The organism is Bacteroidota bacterium (genome assembly GCA_013696965.1).
In the GTDB taxonomy this organism is placed as follows: Bacteria; Bacteroidota; Bacteroidia; order JACCXN01; family JACCXN01; genus JACCXN01.
Genome location: JACCXN010000020.1, coordinates 119,808 through 140,317, shown reverse-complemented (window position 1 = coordinate 140,317; position 20,510 = coordinate 119,808). Strand labels below are relative to the sequence as shown.

Here is a 20,510-nt window from a genome sequence, read left to right as displayed (position 1 = left end):
TAATATTTACCTTAAAACCTTAATCGTAATGCCACAAAAATGTTTCTTCCAGGGGCACTTATGCCAGAAGAAAATGGCCGGTAATGATGATCAAGGATATTTTCAATACCTGCATTAATTTGTATAAAATCATTAATTTGCAAACTACTCCTGAAATTTAGTGTAAACCAGGCAGGAGCACCTTGTGGGGTGTATAAATGCGTTTTTGCCTGTTCCTCTGGGGCTAGTTGTTCATAATACCTCCACCCGCTAAAATGGGAAAACAACTCCATGCGAATTCCTTTGTATTTATACATCACAGAGATTCTGCCAAATAGGGGAGGAATGTGCCTTAAAGGAATAGCATTATTTAAATCCATTCCCTCTGTATAGGTTATAGAAAAAGAGGCAACTAAATAGTGAGTAAATTCAGCAGCAAGATTGGCCGAAATTCCGCTTATATAACCCTTGCCTATGTTTATATTAGAAGTTACCTTGCTTAAAACACCATCGTAAACTATTGAATCCTGATCATACCATCTTGCATCTCTTCTTTCAATGGCATCAATAAGCAAGGTGTAATAGGCTGAAGAACTCAATGTGTATTTTCTTAAAAATGTCCTGCTAATTCCAACTTCTACATTATAGGAATATTCTGGCTTTAAGTCATTGTTTGGTACAATTACCCTTCCTGGTTCAGAATCAAAAACCTTAGCTATATCATCAACATTAGGAGCCCTATATCCTGATGCAGCATTAAAATTGATTTTCCATTTTTCATTTGGAAGATAAACAAATCCAGCAGCCCCAGTTACTGCCGAAGTTGTTATACTCATTTGATCGTATGGGAAATTAAAAAAAGTGCTGTCTGTAATTCTTGATTTTAGGGTATAGTAGTTATATCTTGCACCAGTGGATACTGTAATTTTATTCGTAATCTTTCTTACAAATTGAACATAACCTGAAGCAGAATATACTTTGCTTCCTCCGTCCGGGTACCTGCTTGCTGCGCCTCTTTGCTCACCATTTACAATATTTGTAGTGTTTGCTTTTGAGTCAACAAAATTTGAAAAATTTTCAATTCCATAATACAATTCACTTCTTTTTCCCACATTTTTTTTCAAATCGATATTTGCAGAAAATATATTTACCTCTTCCATTTGAGAACGAAGCCACTCACTATTAAACCTTCGGTCGTGTCGGCTTTCCTTATAATTTTGATAAGCAAGTGTTATGTTTAATTTGTCAAAAGCAATTGTTGATTTATTTACAGAAGTGTTTAAAGCATGCATCATCCAGTTTTGAGGGCCGTAATGCCATTGGGCATTTCTAGGCAGCCCCTGAGGTGTGATTTCAATTAATCTGTCATACCTTGGGATATCGGATGTAATGGAGTAATAAAAACCATACTCAAAATCAAGTGATTTCGAAGGTTTATAGCGAAGTTTTTGCATCCCATTAAACTGATTGAAACCAGAAAATTTTTGGATATCCGGATCAGAATTTTGAACAATGGAATCTTGGTTTTCAATTCGTTGAACAAACCAGGATCTTTTTCCATAATCAGGATAAGCTGAGTTTCTAATTCTCCCTGTTTTTAAGTTATCAAAATCACTGTAGCTAAAACTAGTAAAACTGGCAATTTTATTAAATCCAATATTAATGTTCACATGTCCTGTCTTTTCGTTATTGGCAGAGCCATAACGGGCTAAAGCATTTCCAAAAATAAGCGAAGAGCTTGAGTCGCCCATAACCGGGCTTTTGGTGGAAAAATTAATCACTCCTCCTAAAGCATCACTACCATAAAGAACAGAGCCAGGGCCAAATAAAATTTCGCTGCTCTTTAAGCTATTAGGATCAATATTTAAAACGTTTTGCAGGTTTCCGCTGCGGTATATTGCGTTATTCATCCTCACACCATCCACTACAAGTAAAATGCTGTTTGCTGAAAATCCCCTAATCATAGGGCTTCCTCCTCCCAGCTGGCTTTTTTGCACAAATACCTCACCCGTATTGCTTATCATATCAGCAGAAGTCTGAGGATTTTGGAAAGTTATTTCCCTGGGTGTTATTTTAGTAATTTGATTAGGAATATCTTCTTGTTTTTCTTCCCATCGATGTGCAGAAATAACAAATTCATCAATCATGATTTGTTTTTCAGTCATGTGTACTTTGAAATTGTTTTTTTCTAATTGATTATAACTTGAAATGAATGGATTGTAACCTACCATTTTAAAACAAATGCTATCAGCATTTTTAAAAGATGAAATATCTGCCTTCCCTTTATTGTCGGTTGTTGTTGAAATGCCAGAAAAATCAGAATAAATATTCACATAAGGAAGCGCTTGCAATGAAGTTATGTCCATCACTTTTATGGTTTGTGCATTTAAAATAAAGGGCAAAAAAAGAATAATGGAAATAGAAAAAACAGGTTTATTTATTCTGAGTAAAAATACTTTATTTAAAACAGTATTGGCCATAGGTATTTTTAATCAATCAATAGGTGTTTTTTTTAATTCAAGAAATATCGTTTTTTTACTAAAAACAAAAGAGCCAAAAATCAATGCAGTTTTTCTATTGTTATTCTATTCGTAATGAATCAAGAATGTAAAGAACGCACAAAAAAAATTAAATTAATATCTCTAAAAGTTTTAAATTGGACAAACTGTTTAATTTGTGGCGGCATTGTCTGTTATAACATTCTTTTTTACTAAGCTAACTAAGCAAAATGCCCTTATGTTTGAATTTGAAAAGTCTGTACTTTCTATTACCTTGGCTGCTTATTTCAGGGGTAAGGAAACTAAAGGTGTAAAATAAAAATAAATTGGACTTCACCAATCAGACTTTTTGGAAAATAAAATAAAAACAGCAATCAAAATACAGTTAAAAATAGCAATGCAGGAGTGAATATATAACCTGGCAATCCCGATAAATCGGGATGACATTTAAAATCAAATTATATACATATGAAAAATATTTTTAACCAACTTGATACACAAGAAATAATTAACCGAATTAATAAATTAAGTCCTACTACCGGACCTTTATGGGGAAAAATGGCAGTTGGGCAGATGTTAGCCCATTGCAATGTTAGCTATGAATTTGTATATGATAACAAACATGCAAAACCAAGCGCATTCAATAGGTTTATTTTAAAATTATTTGTAAAAAATATAGTTATCAGTGAAAAGTCCTATAAGAAAAATGGACAAACAGCTCCTCAGTTTATTATTAAGGAAGATAAAAATTTTGAAGCTGAAAAAAAGCGTTTGATTGATTACATAAAAAAGACCCAGGAATTGGGAGAAAAACATTTTGATGGTAGGGAATCCCTATCATTTGGAGCCCTATCAGTGCAGGAATGGAACAATATGTTTTATAAGCATCTTGATCATCATTTGAATCAATTCGGAGTTTAACACTGTAAAACGAAATTGACTTTTAGGAACAACATAACCTTTCATAGCCTGAAATTGTATGGTTATTTGAAATAATAGGATAAAAAATGCTGCGGTAAAATAAGGAGCATAAAAAAAGTCGCAAAACATGGAAAACAAAAACCTGGAAATTAAAACCGCCATTCAAATTTTAAGTTCACAGCAGGAAGTATTTCAGGCTATTGTTGATCCGGAAAAAATGTCGAACTACTTTATTTCAAAAAGTAGTGGGCAAATGCAAGCAGGAAAAAAACTTGTTTGGCATTTTCCTGAATTTGCGATGGAAGTTCCTGTTCGTGTGGATAAAATAGAAAAAAACAAATACATTTCTTATTATTGGTTTGATGGCGATGTGGAACTTTTAGTTGAAATAACCCTTACTCCAAAACCCAATAATGCAACTCTTGTAAGCATTACGGAAAAAAGCAGAATTAATGATGAAGCAGGCATCAAATGGTTAAAAGGAAACACAGAAGGATGGGCAAATTTTCTTGCCTGCCTAAAGGCTTATGTTGAATATGGAATTAACTTAAGAAAAGGAGCATTTGATTTCCTGAAAGATTAATTTTAACTTTTTTAAATGGTTTTTCTTTTTAAAAAACATTATGGTCTCGTCAAAAAACAGACCTATGGAAAAGTATAGCTTACTTGATTTTTGAAATTTTGGGAACATTCAGGCAATTCAAATTGGAATAAAACTTGAATTCATTCTGCTAATATTTTCATAACTTTTATTTTTAGATGCTTGGTGTGAAAAGCACTGAGGTTATTCAAATGAAACTCCGTATTAAACCATCTGAAATGAAAGTATTATTAAGCCGGAAATTAGAATACTTTAAGCAAATAATAACAAAAAATGGAATAATGGCAATTCCTTATGTAGAATTTCTTATCGACATTAAAAACAACGAATTTAAAATTGCCCTGGCAACAGGTGCAAAAAGAGAAAAACTCAAAATTTAAATTTTAAACTAAATATTGAAAAGAGTATAATTAATGGGAAAAATTTTCAGATTATACTAGTAGTGAAATTAAAAAATTCCCCCTTTCCCTTAATATCGAAAAAAACCTTTAAAACACCAATTTTAAATCCGCTTTTATTTTATATAAATTCGCTTTTTCTATTTCTAAACTCCTATTAAATTCCTTAATTTTAATTAAAGAATTTAATAAATATGGAGAATATGGAGAAAAAGATTTCGAAATTATTAGTTGCCAACAGGGGCGAAATAGCAATCAGGGTATTAAGGGCAGCCTCTGAATTGAAAATAAAAACAGCGGCAATTTATACCTATGAAGACCGCTATTCATTGCACAGGTATAAAGCTGATGAAGCTTTTCAGATTGGCAGGGACAATGAACCATTAAAACCTTACCTGGATATTGAAGAAATAATTCGCGTAGCGAAAAAAGAAAGAGTAGATGCAATTCATCCAGGATATGGATTTCTTTCTGAGAATGTGAATTTTGCAAAGCGCTGTGCTGAAGAAGGAATTATTTTTATTGGACCAGATCCCCAAACAATGGAAATGTTGGGGGATAAAGTGGCTGCAAAAAAAGTAGCCATTGATGCTGGTGTTCCAATTATAGTAGGAAGTACTGCGGTTTTAACCTCCTCTGAAATTGCATTGAGTGAAGCTCGAAAAATAGGCTTTCCTGTAATGATTAAGGCCTCTGCAGGAGGCGGTGGAAGAGGCATGCGCATTGTTAGAAATGAAGAAACCCTTGATAAAGCCTTTTCTGAAGCAAGAAGGGAAGCCTCCAATGCTTTTGGTGATGACACTGTTTTTATTGAAAAGTATATTGATAGTCCAAAGCATATTGAGGTTCAAATTCTTGGCGATCATTATGGAAATATTGTGCACCTATATGAGCGGGATTGCTCTGTACAAAGAAGGTTTCAAAAGGTTGTTGAAATTGCACCTGCTCCTAATTTACATCAGGAAATAAAAGACAAGCTGTATGAGTATGCCTTAAAAATAGCTCATAAAGCCAATTATAACAATGCTGGTACGGTTGAATTCCTGGTAGATAAAAATGGAAGTATTTATTTTATTGAAGTTAACCCAAGAATACAAGTTGAACATACGGTAACTGAAGAAGTTACAGGTATTGATATTGTAAGAAGCCAGATTTTAATTGCCAGTGGACATGCCCTTTCTTCCTCAGGCATATACATTACCGGACAGAAAGAGATAAAATGCAATGGTTTTGCCATTCAATGCCGTATTACTACCGAAGATCCGCAAAATGATTTTAAACCCGATTATGGAACCATCATTGCCTATAGAAATGCTGGAGGTTATGGAATTCGAATAGACGAGGGAAGTTCTTATGGAGGTGTGAAAATTTCACCATTTTTTGATTCTATGCTTGCTAAAGTTACTGCCTCTGGAAGAACCCTGAAAGGAGCAAGCCAAAGGTTGCACCGGGCCCTTAGTGAATTCAGAATAAGGGGAGTGAAAAACAATATTCAATTCCTGGAAAATGTAATAAACCACCCCGTATTTCAGGATGGAAACGCAACTGTGAAATTTATTGATGATCATGCTGAATTACTTGATATATCAGTAAAATCGGATAGTGGAACTAAAGCTTTACGTTTTCTGGCTAATGTATGCGTGAATGGAAATTCTGATATTAAAACCATTGATCAGGCAAAAGTTTTTGAAATGCCAATAATCCCCGAATTTGATAAACTCGCAGAATATAAACCAGGAACCAAGCAATTACTGGATCAACTGGGTCCACTTAATTTTTCCAAATGGTTAAAAGACCAAAAACAAATTCAATATACAGATTGTACCTTTCGTGATGCGCATCAGTCCCTTCTTGCAACACGTTTACGAACAAAGGATATGGTAATGGTTGCAGAGAGTTTTGCAAAAAACCATCCCCAGGTATTTTCAATGGAAGTATGGGGAGGAGCAACTTTTGATGTGGCATTAAGATTTTTGCATGAATGCCCCTGGCAAAGGCTTAAACTCTTAAGAGAGGCAGTCCCTAACATTTTATTGCAAATGTTAATTAGAGGCTCCAATGCCATTGGATACACAGCCTACCCGGATAACCTGGTTGAAAAATTCATTGAAAAATCCTGGGAAACAGGAGTAGATGTTTTTAGAATTTTCGACTCACTTAATTGGGTGGAGAGCATGAAAGTGAGCATTAAGGCTGTTAGAGAAAGAACCGGAGGCCTGGCAGAAGCATGTATTTGCTATTCCGGTGACCTGCAGGATAAGTCAAAGACAAAATACAACATTCAATATTACCTTGATCTGGCAAAACAATTAGAGGATGAAGGAGCGCATATTCTTGCAATCAAAGATATGGCAGGATTATTAAAACCTTATGCTGCATTCGAGCTGATTTCAAAACTAAAGGAATCTGTTGACATCCCTATTCATTTGCATACTCATGATACATCATCTATTCAATCTGCTACCTATATAAAAGCCATTGAGGCTGGTGTGGATGTTATTGATGTGGCTCTTGGCTCTATGTCTGGATTAACTTCCCAGCCTAATTTTAACTCCTTAGTTGAAGCATTGAAAGGACATCCAAGAAATCAGGAATTTAACATGGAATCTTTAAATGCACATTCTAATTACTGGGAAACCGTTAGGGAATGGTATTATCCTTTTGAATCAGGGCTTAAAGCAGGAACTGCCGAAGTTTTTCAACATGAAATTCCAGGTGGTCAATATTCCAATTTAAAACCTCAGGCCTTGTCTCTTGGATTGGGAAGTAAAATGAATGAAATAAAAAAGACATATCAACAGGTGAATGAATTGTTTGGAGATATAATTAAAGTAACTCCTTCATCAAAGGTTGTTGGAGATATGACCTTATACATGGTTTCAAATGGTTTGTCAAAAGAAGATGTTCTTACAAAAGGCGACAAAATTCCTTTTCCTGAATCTGTAAAGAGTTTTTTTAAAGGCGATTTGGGCCAACCCTATGGAGGTTTTCCAAAAGAGTTGCAAAAATTGATTTTAAGGGAAGAAAAACCCTATACTGAATTGCCAAATGCACATATAAAGCCGGTAGATTTTGATAATGAATTCATGGATTTTAAAAATAAATTCAATAAGAACCTAAGTTTTCTTGATTTTATTTCCTGGAAATTCTATCCTAAGGTTTATGAGGAATATTTAAAACATTACCAGGTTTATGGAAATGTAAGTGTTATTCCTACCTTAGAATTCTTCTATGGAATGAGCAACAACCAGGAAACACTTATTGAAATAAGCCATGGAAAAACAATTATTGTCAAGCTTTTATACATTAGTGAATCGGATGAAAATGGAAACAGAACTGTCTATTTTAAACTCAATGGCCAAACCCGAAGTGTGGAAGTAAAAGACAATAAATCAGTCACTCAGGTAAAAGCAAATAAAAAAGCAACAAGTGAACAAGAAATTGGGACTCCTTTACAAGGCTTGATTGCTAAAGTATTTGTAAAAGAAGGGGATGAGGTGCAATTAAATTCGCCTTTGTTCACTATTGAGGCAATGAAAATGGAAACTACAATTGCTGCAAATAAACCATGTAGGATAAAAAAGATAATTCTAAATGAATCAACTCTTGCAGAGGCTGATGATTTAGTGCTGGAGGTTGAATATATTGATGCTAAAACCCAGAAGCAGCAAAAAAAGCAAAAGGAGCCAATATCTGCTCATTAAATGATTTAGAAGAAAGAATGGAAATTAGCACACCCCGTAATTTTTTATTTTTTATTTTTTAAATTAAGTTGCATGTTGTTGTTTTAATTTCAATGCATAAAAAAAGCCGGCACAATAGCCGGCTTTTTTTATGCATTATATAAGTTAGTTAGAAAGCCCAACCTAGGCAAAGTCCTGAACGTAATCCCAAAAAAGGCATTTTCCAGTTTAATTCTGCTTCTTTAGAAGTAACTGTATAATCAGTAGTACCAAAAGGAACATCGAAAGCTTGTAATTCAGCTTTTATATCGTCTTGTTCTTTTTGAGACCAGGTACCTGATTTGTTTTCGCCAAAAAGTTTTGCATTTGCAGTACCATAATGACCTCCTAAAATCCACCAGTCAATAGAGAATTTATCAGCAATGAGCCATTGCATACCAATCATTAATCCTCCGCCAAATCCAGTAAATTTCCCGGTTAGGTCATATTTGCGATCAACACCTGTATCGTCTCTGTATTCTGATTGAGTAGCTATTTTAAAATTGGTATATCTTAGGTAAGGAGCCAGGTAAAATCCTTTTGGGGCACCCTTGCTTCCAGTGTAAAATCTAAATTCAGGAGTTAAAGCATAACCTGTTAATCTTGATTCTATTGTTCCACTTCCTTCATCTGTTCCACCTACAACATTAGGCAAGGTGCGCGGAAGCTGCATTCTAACACCAAGTGAAACTGACATTCTATCATGAAATGGTTTTTCATATTGTAAAGAAACATTGTTTAAGGCCAATGCAAATATGTTTAATTTAACCACATGTTCTGCTTCTTGTGCATTTACTGTAGTTAATAAAAAACTAGCGCATAAAACCATGGCTGTGCATAATTTTTTTTTCATCTCTTAATAATTTTGGGTTTGTAGTATGATAATTAAGCGGAAAGGTATAAAAATATTTTAAATCAAAACAGAAAAAAATTTATTTTTTTCACTATTTATTGCAGTTGTAGCGGTTTAGCAAGGAATTTCCCCCTTTTATTTAAAATAATATAGTTTGAATTTAAAGATAATGTTCGTTGATACTATAATTGCTAATTCAGCATGCGCTATAATTGGCTTAATTTAAGTGAACATTTTAACTTATCAAGAAGGTAAATTTAGCTTTGCCTGGCTTCTTAATTTTGTATTTGATTGTTAGAGATCTGTATTATAGAATTAGCTTAAATTCCAAATGTGAAAAAAATCAGGATTTCTTGATTTCCATCTCTTTTCTGTTCATGATTTCAGTTTGCATCCTTATGGATTCATTGTGAACAAGCAGGTAAAGGTCTTTTATGAATTCTTTGCTCAGCCCTGTTTTTTCAGCAGTTTTGAGTTGATTTTTAAGAATTTTATTCCATCGTTTTATTTGCAGTATAGTAACACTGTTTTCCTTTTTATATTCTCCTATTTCCTTCACAATTATCATCCTTTCTGCCATTGCCAGCAATATTTCTTCATCTACATTGTCTATCTGGCTTCTTAGTTCCTCTAGCTTGTTTTTAAATAAAACATTTTTTGATGAAGCATCTCGAATTACCAACTCTGAAACCAGTTCTAATAATTCATCAGGAGTTATTTGCTGATCTTTGTCGCTTAATGCTGTTTGGGGTGCGCAATGAGATTCAATCATTAGCCCATCCATATCTAAATCCATGGCTTTTTGGGCCACAGAAAAAAGCAAAGTGGTGTTCCCGCATATGTGGCTTGGATCACATATTAAAGGCAATTCAGGACAAAGCATTTTTAATTCTATGGCCAATTCCCAGTTTGGAGTGTTGCGGTATAATTTTTCAATATAAGAATGAAAACCCCGGTGAATGGCAGCAAGCTTGGTAATTCCTGCTTTGTTTATCCTTTCCAGGGCACCTATCCACAATTGAAGATCAGGATGAATTGGATTTTTTACAAAAACCGGAATGTCAACACCTTTTAAAGCATCAGCTATTTCTTGAACTGAAAATGGGTTTGCAGTGGTTCTGGCGCCAATCCAAACCATGTCAATACCATATTTAAGGCATTCTTCTACATGATAAGCATTGGCCACTTCAGTAGCAATCAATAAACCTGTTTCTTGTTTTACCCTTTTTAGCCAGGGCAATCCTTTTACCCCAATACCTTCAAATGCATTTGGGCGTGTTCGGGGTTTCCATATTCCTGCCCTGAAAATTGTACTGGTGCCTGTTTTTGCTATAGCTTTGGCTGTTTCTAAAACCTGGTTTTCAGTTTCAGCACTGCAGGGGCCGCTTATAATTAAGGGTTTGCCTGCACCGGCAATCCAGGAATTTAAAGGAGTAATGGTTAAATCTAATTTCATCAGATTTAGCAAAGGTAAGATCTGTAAGGCTTACTTTAACAAATTCTATAATTTTTATTAAGGACAAAAAAAATCGAATACTTTTTTCAACCTTTTCTGATAGTCAATAAATCTCAAATTGAAATGTGAAACAAATCTTCCTAACAATCACTTAAGGCGATTGTTAAGTAGATAACATTAACCCTTTTTGACAATAAGAAGCCAAATTCAATATCAATCTCCCAAAAGGATTAATACCAATAACTACCAACCAAGAACCCAGGCAAAAACCAATGGGGCCACAATTGTAGCATCAGATTCTATGACAAACTTGGGAGTTGTAATATCAAGCTTTCCCCAAGTGATTTTTTCATTGGGAACAGCACCGGAATAAGAACCATAACTTGTGGTTGAATCAGAAATTTGACAAAAGTAACTCCAAAAAGGCGTATCTGTTCTTTCCATATCCTGATAAAGCATTGGTACTACGCAAATTGGAAAATCTCCTGCTATTCCACCACCGATCTGAAAAAATCCAATCCCTTTCCCCCCGGCATTTGCAGTATACCAATCAGCCAGCCACATCATATATTCAATACCCGACTTCATTGTGGATGCCTTTAACTGGGCTTTTATGCAATAAGATGCAAAAATATTGCCCATGGTAGAGTCCTCCCAGCCCGGACAAATAATTGGCAAGTTTCTTTCTGCCGCAGCTATCATCCAACTATCTTTTGGGTCAATTTCATAATGTTCTTTCATATCCCCTGAAAGCAAAAGCTTATACATGAATTCATGTGGAAAATATCTTTCACCCTTGTCTTCTGCCTCTTTCCATTGTCTGAAAATATGTTTTTGTATCCTTCTAAAAGCCTCTTCCTCTGGAATGCAAGTATCAGTTACCCGGTTAAAACCGTTTTCCAAAAGATCCCATTCCTCCTGTGGGCTTAAATCCCTGTAGTTTGGTACCCTTTTATAATGGCTGTGTGCAACAAGGTTCATAATATCTTCTTCAAGATTTGCCCCTGTACATGAAATAATATCAATTTTACCTTGCCTGATCATTTCAGCAAGTGATTTGCCAAGTTCAGCAGTACTCATAGCTCCGGCAAGAGTAAGCATCATTTTTCCGCCTTCTGTTAAATGCGTTTCATATCCTTTTGCTGCATCCACAAGTGCTGCAGAGTTGAAATGCAAATAATGCTTTTCAATAAATTCTGAAATTGGTCCTCTTTTCATTCTCTTGGGTTTTCGTTTTAAATTTGCGCAAAATTAACGGATTTTTTTTAATGTCCATTATGCCCTTATTATTTATAGTTAAAGAATTAATTCTGCCAAAATGCCTTGTTTATTGAAAAATTGATGATGGATTATTGGAAATGCCTGAATTAGTTATAAATTGGTCAAAAATTACAACTCAAATGAAAAGAATTTTATTTTCTTTTTTACTGTTTTCAACTGCTTTTTTTTCTGCTTTTTCCCAAACATCATTAAGAATTATGCAATACAACCTTTTGTATTATGGCTCATATCCCTCCTGGTGCCCTATTACTGGAAATAATCCTGATTTTAAAGATGCATATTTAAAAACGCTGGTAGATTATATTCACCCTGATGTGTTTTGTGTAAATGAACTGGGAGCTGGAAATACAAATGCCTCAAGGATCCTTGAAAATGTTTTGAACTCGGATAACCCCGGAAAGTATGAAAGAGGCCTTTCAACCAACAACGGATTTTCTGATATTGTAAATATGCTTTATTTCAATACAGAGAAATTAGTACTTTATTCCCAGGAACAAGTCACAAAAGATAGTAATAACAATGCTCTTGCAAGAATTATTGATTTGTATACACTTTATTTCAAAGATGCTGATTTAGCCCAGTCAAATGATACAATTTTCATTACTTTTATTGTGGCTCACCTTAAAGCCGGAAGTTCATCTGCAAACCAATTAAGCAGGGCGCTGGAAACAGAGGCATTAATGGAACATTTAAATGGAAAAGATACTCCTGCAAACTATATTTTTTCAGGTGATTTTAATGTCAGGAGTAGCAATGAAACTTCATTTGTTAATTTAGTTAGCAATACTAACCCTGCTTTAAGATTTTACGATCCCATAAATCAACTGGGAACCTGGTATAATAATTCTGATTTTGCCAGTATCCATACTCAATCCACACGTGTTGTTAGCAATACAAATAATGGTTGCTTTGCCAGTGGTGGAACGGATGATCGTTTTGATTTTATACTTGTTTCGCAAGCAATTAATAATGATTTGTTAAAAGTGAAGTATGTCACAGACAGCCATACTATACCAGGGCAGGATGGAAATAGATTTAAGCAATCCGTTACTGATCCTCCGAATATTTCTGCCCCTCAAAATGTAATCAATGCAATTTATGAAATGTCGGACCATTATCCCGTTTATCTTGATCTGGAAGTGGATGCAGTTTTAAGCAACAAGGAAAAAGTTAAAAGAAAGGCAGAAATCACTTTCATTAATCCGGTTACTGATTTTTTGGAATTAAAAATCAATTGCTTTGACTGCAATTTGAGTTCAGTGGAAATAACAAACTTAGGAGGAAAACTTGTTTTAAAAGAGAATTTAAGTGGTGGAAATGGAATTTTTTTCCTTAAATCAGATGTAATGGGCTTTGAAAAAGGAATGTATTTAATTAAGATCATTAATAGAGATGGCTCATTCTTTAGTAGGAAAATGATAAAGAATCATTAAGGTCTGGTGAAAAATAAAGGATTCTCACTATGCTTCGTTTCATTCGGAAGAACATTGAAGGTGAGGAACATATGTTTAGGTATTGAGTAAGGTGGCGGCAAAGCCGCCACCTTACTCAATACCTAACTAAAATCCTTGGAATACCTGTCTTTCCGAGCGGGAAGCCAATTACTATTTTAAAATAATTACCCTTTTTTATTTTAAAATTTCTACTTTTTTAAGATGCACTCTGTAACCAAAAGGAATACGTTTATTTTTGGCAATTTCAGCTATTTCTTCCCATTGGTTAACTAATGCTTTTACCAAATCCCAATGTCTGGTATGTCCTTTAGGCAAGGTTAAAAAAAACATTCCCAGTTTATACTCGTGACAAAGTTCCCATTGTAAATGGGTTCTTTGAATGCGAATATCACGGGTTATTAAAACACCTCCTTCCTTACCTATTTCAGGAATTAAATCCTCATCCTTTACCCCTCTGCCGAATTTTTCAATAGTTGAAAGAACCTGTATATCTTTAAAGTAACCTTTGTTCAGAGAATTAAGAGCATGAGCCACAAAATGAGAAAGGTTCTCATCAAGATAAATAGTTATCACCCTGCTAAATGGTAAAATTCAATAACATCCTTCACTTCCTTATTTGAAAGGTCATAAAGAACTTTAATGCTTTCTATCTTTTCCCCGCTTTCAAGCAAAGAAAGAATTATTTCGGTATTAATATTAGTTCCTTTAATAACAGGAAGTCCAAATTGGTGATGGGGGTCAACAATTACACTATTCTTTTTGCCCGCAGGATAAAATCTTTCAGCTAAATTTTGGTCATTAAACTCAATTTTACTTGCAAATTCTTTAATAATCCCAATCAGATTTGATTGTCGGCTGCCGTCAGCATTTATAACACTGTCGTTAACTTCATACCAAATACGTTTCCCGTTGGTTAAAACACCAGCTGATGCAAAAGGATATTGTGTATTCAACTCGGTTGCTATTGCTTCACGTGCTTTTACAATTTTCTGTATAGAAACACCAAGTTCCTGCAATTGAAAGCATGTAAAGAGTTCTATTAGCACATAAAAATTTACAGCCTTTGTCTTTTTTGAATTTTCCCAAGTGTAAGTGTCATTAAAAAGTTTTCTGCCGAGACGATTATCCCAATACTCTTTTAAATACCTTCTTACTTTGGGTTGAGGCATGCCAAGCAGGTTACTTATATCGGACACAGTATAAAAACCTGCACCAATATTATTTTTTTTTGATATTTTATTGATGACTTTCATTTAGGAACAGCCTCCTTCTGATAATTTTATTAATACCCTTAAAACGGCAAATGTAAGACCAAAAGAAATTGATAATTTTTTTAAAGATAACTGTTTTTAACATATGATATTTGATAAATACGGTAAATTAAATAAACGTCCGTTTATTTAAACCCTAAAAAACAGGGGGGGGATATAGCAAAAAAAAGACGCTTTTTGAGTGCCTTTTTTTTGGGGGAGTATTATTTGCTATGCTGCCTTATTCGCTTCTTCTTTTTGAAAACTTGCCTAAATATTGGGAAAATGGAGAATATGGTATAAAAAAAGGCATTCAAAACCTGCTATTTCCTACTGGTATTTTATACCTCCCTGAAAAACGTGAATATCTAACCAAGAAAGGTCAATGATTTTTTTCTTGCAACTAACTCTATTTCATAGAATTTGCCAGATGCTAAAAGAGGACAAAACCGAAAAAATATCGGTTCGTCCTCTGTTGTAGCGTAGCGAGGAATCTAACCCGACAGCAGTAACAAAGAATTACTTAACCCTTGACTCAATAAATTCAAACACAATAGAATAAAAATCAACAGGAGCCTCTGCATGGACCCAATGACCTGCATTTTCTATCGTTTTTATTTCCGCTTCAGGAAACATCTTTTTTATGAAATCATGATCCTTTTCAGTAATATAATCTGATTTTCCTCCAGCAATAAATAACACAGCAAAGCCAGTTAAAGGCTTATGGAATTGAATTCCTAGTCCTGCTGTTGCTATGTTTTCGCTTATCACCTTACGATTAAACCTCCAGTCAAGTTTTTTGTTTTCCAGATCATTCCAATAAAGGCTTTTCAATAAAAATTGTTTTGTTCCTGAATCCTTAATATAATCTGAAAGGATATCCTCTGCTTCCTTGCGGGTTGTTATTTTATCCAAATCAACTGCATTGAGTGCTTTTAAAATATGTTCATGATGTGGATCGTATTGTTTTGGAGCTATGTCTACCACAACCAACCCTGCTATTTTTTCTGGTTTTTGATTCGCATAAAGCATAGCAGTTTTTCCTCCCATGGAATGTCCGATTAAAATTGGCTTTTGGATATTTTCATCGTGTATCAAATCATCCAAATCATCAACCATTACCTGGTAATCCCATGCAACATTATGAGGCGATTGCCCGTGATTTCTTTGGTCAACAAGATATACTGTAAATTTTTCGGCAAATTGTTTTCCAATGGTTTGCCAGTTATCCAAAGAGCCAAAAAGCCCATGAAGTATAATTAGTGGCTTTCCGCTTCCAAGTTTTTTGAAATTTAGTTTCATTCTATAATAGTATAGGAGTTTAGCAATGCTTTGGCTTTAATTTTATTAACCTCAAATAGCATGCGTTGCTATAAATTAAGATTTTACAATTAACTGCCTTAAATACAATTGTATGGTGTTTTCAAGGCCCAAATATAAGGAATCGCAAATTAGTGCATGGCCAATTGATACTTCAAGAAGACCAGGTATATTACTTGCGAAATAATTAAGGTTTTTTAAATTCAAATCATGTCCCGCATTTATTCCCAATCCATCTTCAATGGCATTTCTGGCAGCGATAATATAGGGTGAAATGGCTTTTGAAGGATCATTGGCAAAATCCTTGGCATAGGCTTCTGTATACAGTTCAATACGATCGGTTCCAGTTAGTGATGCATTATTTATATTGCTTAAATCAGTATCAATGAAAATGGAAGTTCGTATTCCCTTGTTTTTTAATTCGCTTATTATTTCTTTTAAAAAATCCTTGTGTTTCACAGTATTCCAACCAGCATTTGAAGTTAGTGCTTCTGGAGGATCAGGAACCAAGGTAACCTGCACAGGTTTTACCTTTAATACAAGATCCATGAAATCTTTTGAAGGATAGCCCTCAACATTAAATTCGGTTTTTACCAGGGGTTTTAAATCCAGTACATCCTGGTATCGTATATGTCGCTCATCCGGACGAGGATGAACAGTTATTCCTTGAGCTCCAAATTGTTCGCAATCAACTGCTACTTTTAAAACATTCGGATAATTGCCTCCCCTTGAATTTCTTAAAGTCGCTATTTTATTAATATTTACACTCAGTTTAGTCATAATATACATATATTCTGCAAAGCTAAAAAAAATAGTATTTTTGTAATATAAACTATGCTGTTAACGTTAAAAATAATTTAAAGAAAAACAATGCTTGTTTCTTGGCTTTTCATTTTATACCCTAATTGATGCTTGCTAAAAACTTAATAACCCACGATATTCCACCGCTTAAAACCTCCGATACAGGGCTTAAAGCTCTTACATGGATGGAAGAGTTTAAGGTTTCTCACATGCCTATAGTCAATAATGTTGATTTTTTGGGTATGATTTCCGATGCCGATATTTTAGACATGAATGCCCCAGAAGAGGCAATTGGTACGCATAACTTATCACTTTCAAGACCTTTTGTATATGAAAATGAGCATATTTATGAGGTAATTAAATTAATTTACAAATTAAATCTTACTTTGTTACCGGTACTTGATAAGGATAATCGTTTTTTGGGGACCATTTCCATGAACCAGTTAATTAAATCTTTTGCCGAAATGTCTGCTATTAAGGATCCTGGGGGAATTGTAGTTTTGGAAATGAATCCTAATGATTTTACCCTTAGCGAAATAGCAAGAATTGTAGAGGGTAATGATGGTAAAATTTTAAGCAGTTATATTACTTCTTCTGTCGATTCAAATAAGTTAGAAGTTACATTGAAAATAAACCGGACAGATCTTTCTGCTATTTTGCAAACCTTTATAAGGTATAATTATACAATTCAGGCTTCCTTCCACCAAAGTGAATTTATCGATGAAATGAAAGACCGTTATGATTCTTTTATGAACTACCTGAACGTATAAAAGTGCTCCAAAGGCTGCTTTTTATACTGTTTGTTTTTTCTGCAGTTCTGTTTACTTCAATTTTCGGACAAGAAAATTCTATTAATTCCGATTCCATTAAGGCACCTGGAATTGAACTTCTGGACACAGTAAAAAACAAGTCTTCTCTTAGCGTATCAGAAATAATAATTCTTGGAAATAAAATAACACGTGAACGAATAGTTTTACGCGAAATTCCCTTTTCACTTGGAGATACAATTGAAAAGGGAATGTTGAGTACTAATTTAATCAGGGCAAGACAAAACTTATTAAATACAGGTCTTTTTAATTTCGTTACCATTGTTCCTGAAATTGATGGTGATTTACTAAAAGTTCGGATCGATCTTATTGAGAGATGGTACACCTGGCCAATTCCAATTGTAGAACTTGCTGAAACAAATTTTAATACCTGGTGGCTTACCAGAGATTTCAAAAGAGTAAATTACGGGTTGTATGTGGAGCGCGGAAATTTCCGGGGAAGGAAAGAAACCCTCAGATTTAAGGTTCAAACAGGTTATACCAATCAATATGCAGTCCAATACAGCATTCCCTATTTAAATCAGAAGCAGACTTTGGGCATGGAGGCGACCTTAAGCTATTTTCAAAACCACGAAATTGCGTATAAAACTATTGAAAATAAAAGAGTATTCTTTTCTGAACCCGGTAGTGTTGCTCGTGAGGAATTTTATGCCAAATTAATGCTAACCTACAGAGGACGAATCTATAACAGCAATTCGGTTTACCTAAAATACAATGCCGCCTTTATTGATGATTCACTTACAATAATCTCAGATGATTATTTTACTGATAATCTTACAGAAACGCGCTTTTTTACCCTTTCCTATAAATTTAAAAGGGATAGAAGAGATTTTAAGCCTTACGCTTTAAAGGGTTATTATTTTGATATTGAAGCTGTGAAAATTGGAAACAGTATGCTTCCTGGTTCCGAAGATGTTGTTTTTTTTACCGGTGCTTTAAAAAAGTTCTGGAAAATAAGCGATGTATTTTATTTTGCAGCCTCAGGTAAAAGCAAATTTTCTATTACCGATAACCAGCCTTATTATGTTCAGCGTGGATTGGGTTATTATGATGAACAGGTTAGGGGCTATGAATATTATGTAATTGACGGGCAAAGTTGGGCCATGGCAAGAACTAACATTAAATATCAGCTCGTAAAACCGGTGGTTAAAAATTTTGATTTTATTAAAAGTAAAAAATTCAGTGCATTTCATTATGCAATTTACCTTAATTTGTTTGCCGATGCTGGTTATGTGCAGGACAAACTGTACTTTCAGCACAATCCTCTTTCCAATCAGGCACTTTTTGGTTATGGGCTGGGATTAGATTGGGTAACGTATTACGATCAGGTGCTTCGGTTAGAATATTCCTTCAATAAGTTGGGAGAACGAGGTTTTTTTATCAATTTTGCTGCTGCATTATAATTTACCAGGATGAGAATTGCCATATACGGAAGAGAGTTCAATGAAAAGTACGATCAGGCTATTCAGTTTATTTTCAATATACTCGAAAAAAAAGGAGTAGAATTAGTTGTGTTTGAAAAGTTCAATGATTTTCTAAAAGAAAAAATAAAGAATATTCCCAACTACGCAACTTTTAACCATTATACTCAAATTACCACAGAAATTGATTTCATTTTGAGTATAGGTGGAGATGGAACTTTGTTGGACACCGTAACTTTTATAAGAGATTCAAAAGTGCCTGTTATTGGTTTTAATACCGGAAGGCTTGGTTTTTTATCTACAGTATCCATGAATGAAACGGAAACAGCAATTAATGCTTTGATAAACAAAGAGTATACTTTGGATGAAAGAAACCTGCTAAGACTGCAAACAAAAAGCAATTTATTTGGAAATTTGAATTTTGCCCTGAATGAACTTACCATTCATAAAAAAGATTCAGCTTCCATGATGACCATTCATGCCTATATCAACGGGAATTACCTGAACTCCTATTGGGCCGATGGATTAATAGTTTCCACCCCTACAGGATCAACCGCATATTCTTTAAGTTGCGGAGGGCCTATCATTATTCCGGGCTCTGAAAATTTTATTATTACTCCTATTGCCCCTCATAACCTAAATGTTCGGCCAATAGTGTTGCCTGCCAACAATACCATTACCCTGAAATTCGAAGGCAGGAGCAAGAAATATCTTGTTGCCCTTGATTCAAGAACTGAAACAGTTAATTCTACCGAAGAACTTACCATTAGCGAAGAAAAATTCAAGGTTAATTTAATCAGACTCTCAGGACATGATTTTTTGACAACTCTACGCAATAAGCTCATGTGGGGGCTTGACCTGAGAAATTAATATTCCTGTTTTAATGCTGTTCTCACACCCCTTTTGTTCTGATATAATTAACTTTTCCTTTTTCCGTTACTACGGTATTAATTTTGCCTAAGTTTTTTTAAACTTAAAAACCATTAATGAAAAGATTAAGTTTCTTGCTTTTTTTTATTTTTGCTACTGTATTAACAGGATTTTCACAAGGATCAGAATTAGGGGTTTTTGGTGGTGGTTCATTTTATATGGGTGATTTAAACCCCAATAAGTTGTTCTACAGAACAAAACCCGCATTTGGCCTTATTTACCGAAAGCTTCTTAATCCAAGGTATGCTTTAAAATCAAATCTTGTCTATGGAAATCTAGAGGCTTATGACAGCGACAGCAATAATCCTGTTCAAAGAGCACGTAATCTTAACTTCCGGACAAAGATTATTGAACTCTCCGGGCAAATTGAATTTAATTTTCTTCCCTATGACTTGGGAGATCCTAACTATCCTTTTTCACCTTACATTTTTGCCGGAATTTCTGTTTTTAGATTCAATCCACAGGCATATATCAACAATACATTGGTTGATCTAAGGCCAATGTCTACCGAAGGACAAGGTGCTTCACCAGGAAAAAGTGCATATGCATTAACCCAACTTGCTTTTCCTTTTGGAATAGGACTTAAAATCTCCCTGGCTAATCGTGTTGGTTTAGGTATTGAATGGGGTTTTCGAAAAACATCCACCGATTATTTAGATGATGTTAGTACTACTTACCCAAATTCGGGTTTGCAGAGAGGAAATTCAAAAACAAAAGACTGGTATTCCCTGGCTGGAATTATGTTAACATATAAAATTGGACCTAAAATAGCAAAATGTCCTGCTTACAAATAATAAT

General features: G+C 34.4%; 17 protein-coding genes. 9 read left to right on the top strand and 8 right to left on the bottom strand.

Annotation, left to right across the window (positions count from 1 at the left end; translation table 11 throughout):
* Positions 1 to 11 precede the first annotated feature (11 nt).
* Positions 12 to 2,459 (bottom strand): TonB-dependent receptor, encoded by a 2,448-nt coding sequence (locus H0V01_03760; GenBank protein ID MBA2582489.1) that lies wholly within the window; start codon positions 2,457 to 2,459, stop codon positions 12 to 14.
* A 486-nt stretch (positions 2,460 to 2,945) separates the two neighbouring features.
* Here H0V01_03760 and H0V01_03755 point away from each other — a divergent pair, with 486 nt between their 5' ends.
* From H0V01_03755 to H0V01_03740, 4 genes are all read left to right on the top strand, one after another.
* Positions 2,946 to 3,398: a DUF1569 domain-containing protein gene (locus tag H0V01_03755; GenBank protein MBA2582488.1), complete on the top strand. Its 453-nt coding sequence runs from the start codon at positions 2,946 to 2,948 to the stop codon at positions 3,396 to 3,398.
* 127 nt (positions 3,399 to 3,525) lie between these two features.
* Complete coding sequence (locus H0V01_03750) at positions 3,526 to 3,981, top strand: SRPBCC domain-containing protein (protein MBA2582487.1); 456 nt, start codon at positions 3,526 to 3,528, stop codon at positions 3,979 to 3,981.
* A gap of 209 nt (positions 3,982 to 4,190) precedes the next feature.
* Positions 4,191 to 4,379, top strand: a complete 189-nt coding sequence (locus H0V01_03745; GenBank protein ID MBA2582486.1) for a hypothetical protein — start codon at positions 4,191 to 4,193, stop codon at positions 4,377 to 4,379.
* Between the two features lie 212 nt (positions 4,380 to 4,591).
* Positions 4,592 to 8,101, top strand: coding sequence for a pyruvate carboxylase (locus H0V01_03740; protein ID MBA2582485.1), 3,510 nt, complete (start codon positions 4,592 to 4,594; stop codon positions 8,099 to 8,101).
* A 148-nt stretch (positions 8,102 to 8,249) separates the two neighbouring features.
* Here the strand turns inward: H0V01_03740 and H0V01_03735 are convergent, their stop codons facing one another.
* From H0V01_03735 to H0V01_03725, 3 genes are all read right to left on the bottom strand, one after another.
* Positions 8,250 to 8,972, bottom strand: coding sequence for a DUF3575 domain-containing protein (locus H0V01_03735; protein MBA2582484.1), 723 nt, complete (start codon positions 8,970 to 8,972; stop codon positions 8,250 to 8,252).
* A gap of 343 nt (positions 8,973 to 9,315) precedes the next feature.
* Positions 9,316 to 10,428, bottom strand: coding sequence for a bifunctional 3-deoxy-7-phosphoheptulonate synthase/chorismate mutase type II (locus tag H0V01_03730; GenBank protein MBA2582483.1), 1,113 nt, complete (start codon positions 10,426 to 10,428; stop codon positions 9,316 to 9,318).
* Positions 10,429 to 10,671: 243 nt separating this feature from the next.
* Complete coding sequence (locus H0V01_03725; protein MBA2582482.1) at positions 10,672 to 11,646, bottom strand: deoxyhypusine synthase family protein; 975 nt, start codon at positions 11,644 to 11,646, stop codon at positions 10,672 to 10,674.
* A 182-nt stretch (positions 11,647 to 11,828) separates the two neighbouring features.
* On the opposite strand from H0V01_03725, the gene H0V01_03720 reads away from it, so the two are divergent.
* The gene (locus H0V01_03720; GenBank protein MBA2582481.1) at positions 11,829 to 13,142 is read left to right on the top strand and encodes a T9SS type A sorting domain-containing protein; all 1,314 of its coding nucleotides are present in this window, start codon (positions 11,829 to 11,831) and stop codon (positions 13,140 to 13,142) included.
* A gap of 195 nt (positions 13,143 to 13,337) precedes the next feature.
* Here H0V01_03720 and H0V01_03715 read toward each other — a convergent pair whose 3' ends face one another.
* The 4 genes from H0V01_03715 to H0V01_03700 form a co-directional block, all read right to left on the bottom strand.
* Positions 13,338 to 13,736 (bottom strand): hypothetical protein, encoded by a 399-nt coding sequence (locus H0V01_03715; protein MBA2582480.1) that lies wholly within the window; start codon positions 13,734 to 13,736, stop codon positions 13,338 to 13,340.
* Positions 13,733 to 14,416: a DUF433 domain-containing protein gene (locus H0V01_03710; GenBank protein ID MBA2582479.1), complete on the bottom strand. Its 684-nt coding sequence runs from the start codon at positions 14,414 to 14,416 to the stop codon at positions 13,733 to 13,735. Before H0V01_03710 ends, H0V01_03715 begins: the two co-directional genes overlap by 4 nt.
* Before the next feature lie 516 nt (positions 14,417 to 14,932).
* A complete protein-coding gene (locus H0V01_03705; protein MBA2582478.1) occupies positions 14,933 to 15,715 on the bottom strand; it encodes an alpha/beta fold hydrolase in 783 nt (260 codons plus the stop codon).
* 75 nt (positions 15,716 to 15,790) lie between these two features.
* Entirely contained in the window at positions 15,791 to 16,513 is a 723-nt protein-coding gene (locus H0V01_03700) for a pyridoxine 5'-phosphate synthase (GenBank protein ID MBA2582477.1), read from the bottom strand.
* Between the two features lie 128 nt (positions 16,514 to 16,641).
* On the opposite strand from H0V01_03700, the gene H0V01_03695 reads away from it, so the two are divergent.
* The 4 genes from H0V01_03695 to H0V01_03680 all read left to right on the top strand — a co-directional run bounded on the left by H0V01_03695 (position 16,642) and on the right by H0V01_03680 (position 20,506).
* On the top strand, positions 16,642 to 17,304 hold the full coding sequence (locus H0V01_03695; GenBank protein MBA2582476.1) for a CBS domain-containing protein: 663 nt from the start codon (positions 16,642 to 16,644) through the stop codon (positions 17,302 to 17,304).
* 2 nt (positions 17,305 to 17,306) lie between these two features.
* The gene (locus tag H0V01_03690; protein ID MBA2582475.1) at positions 17,307 to 18,764 is read left to right on the top strand and encodes a hypothetical protein; all 1,458 of its coding nucleotides are present in this window, start codon (positions 17,307 to 17,309) and stop codon (positions 18,762 to 18,764) included.
* A gap of 9 nt (positions 18,765 to 18,773) precedes the next feature.
* Positions 18,774 to 19,652: an NAD kinase gene (locus tag H0V01_03685; GenBank protein MBA2582474.1), complete on the top strand. Its 879-nt coding sequence runs from the start codon at positions 18,774 to 18,776 to the stop codon at positions 19,650 to 19,652.
* A gap of 116 nt (positions 19,653 to 19,768) precedes the next feature.
* Complete coding sequence (locus tag H0V01_03680; GenBank protein MBA2582473.1) at positions 19,769 to 20,506, top strand: hypothetical protein; 738 nt, start codon at positions 19,769 to 19,771, stop codon at positions 20,504 to 20,506.
* Positions 20,507 to 20,510 lie beyond the last annotated feature (4 nt).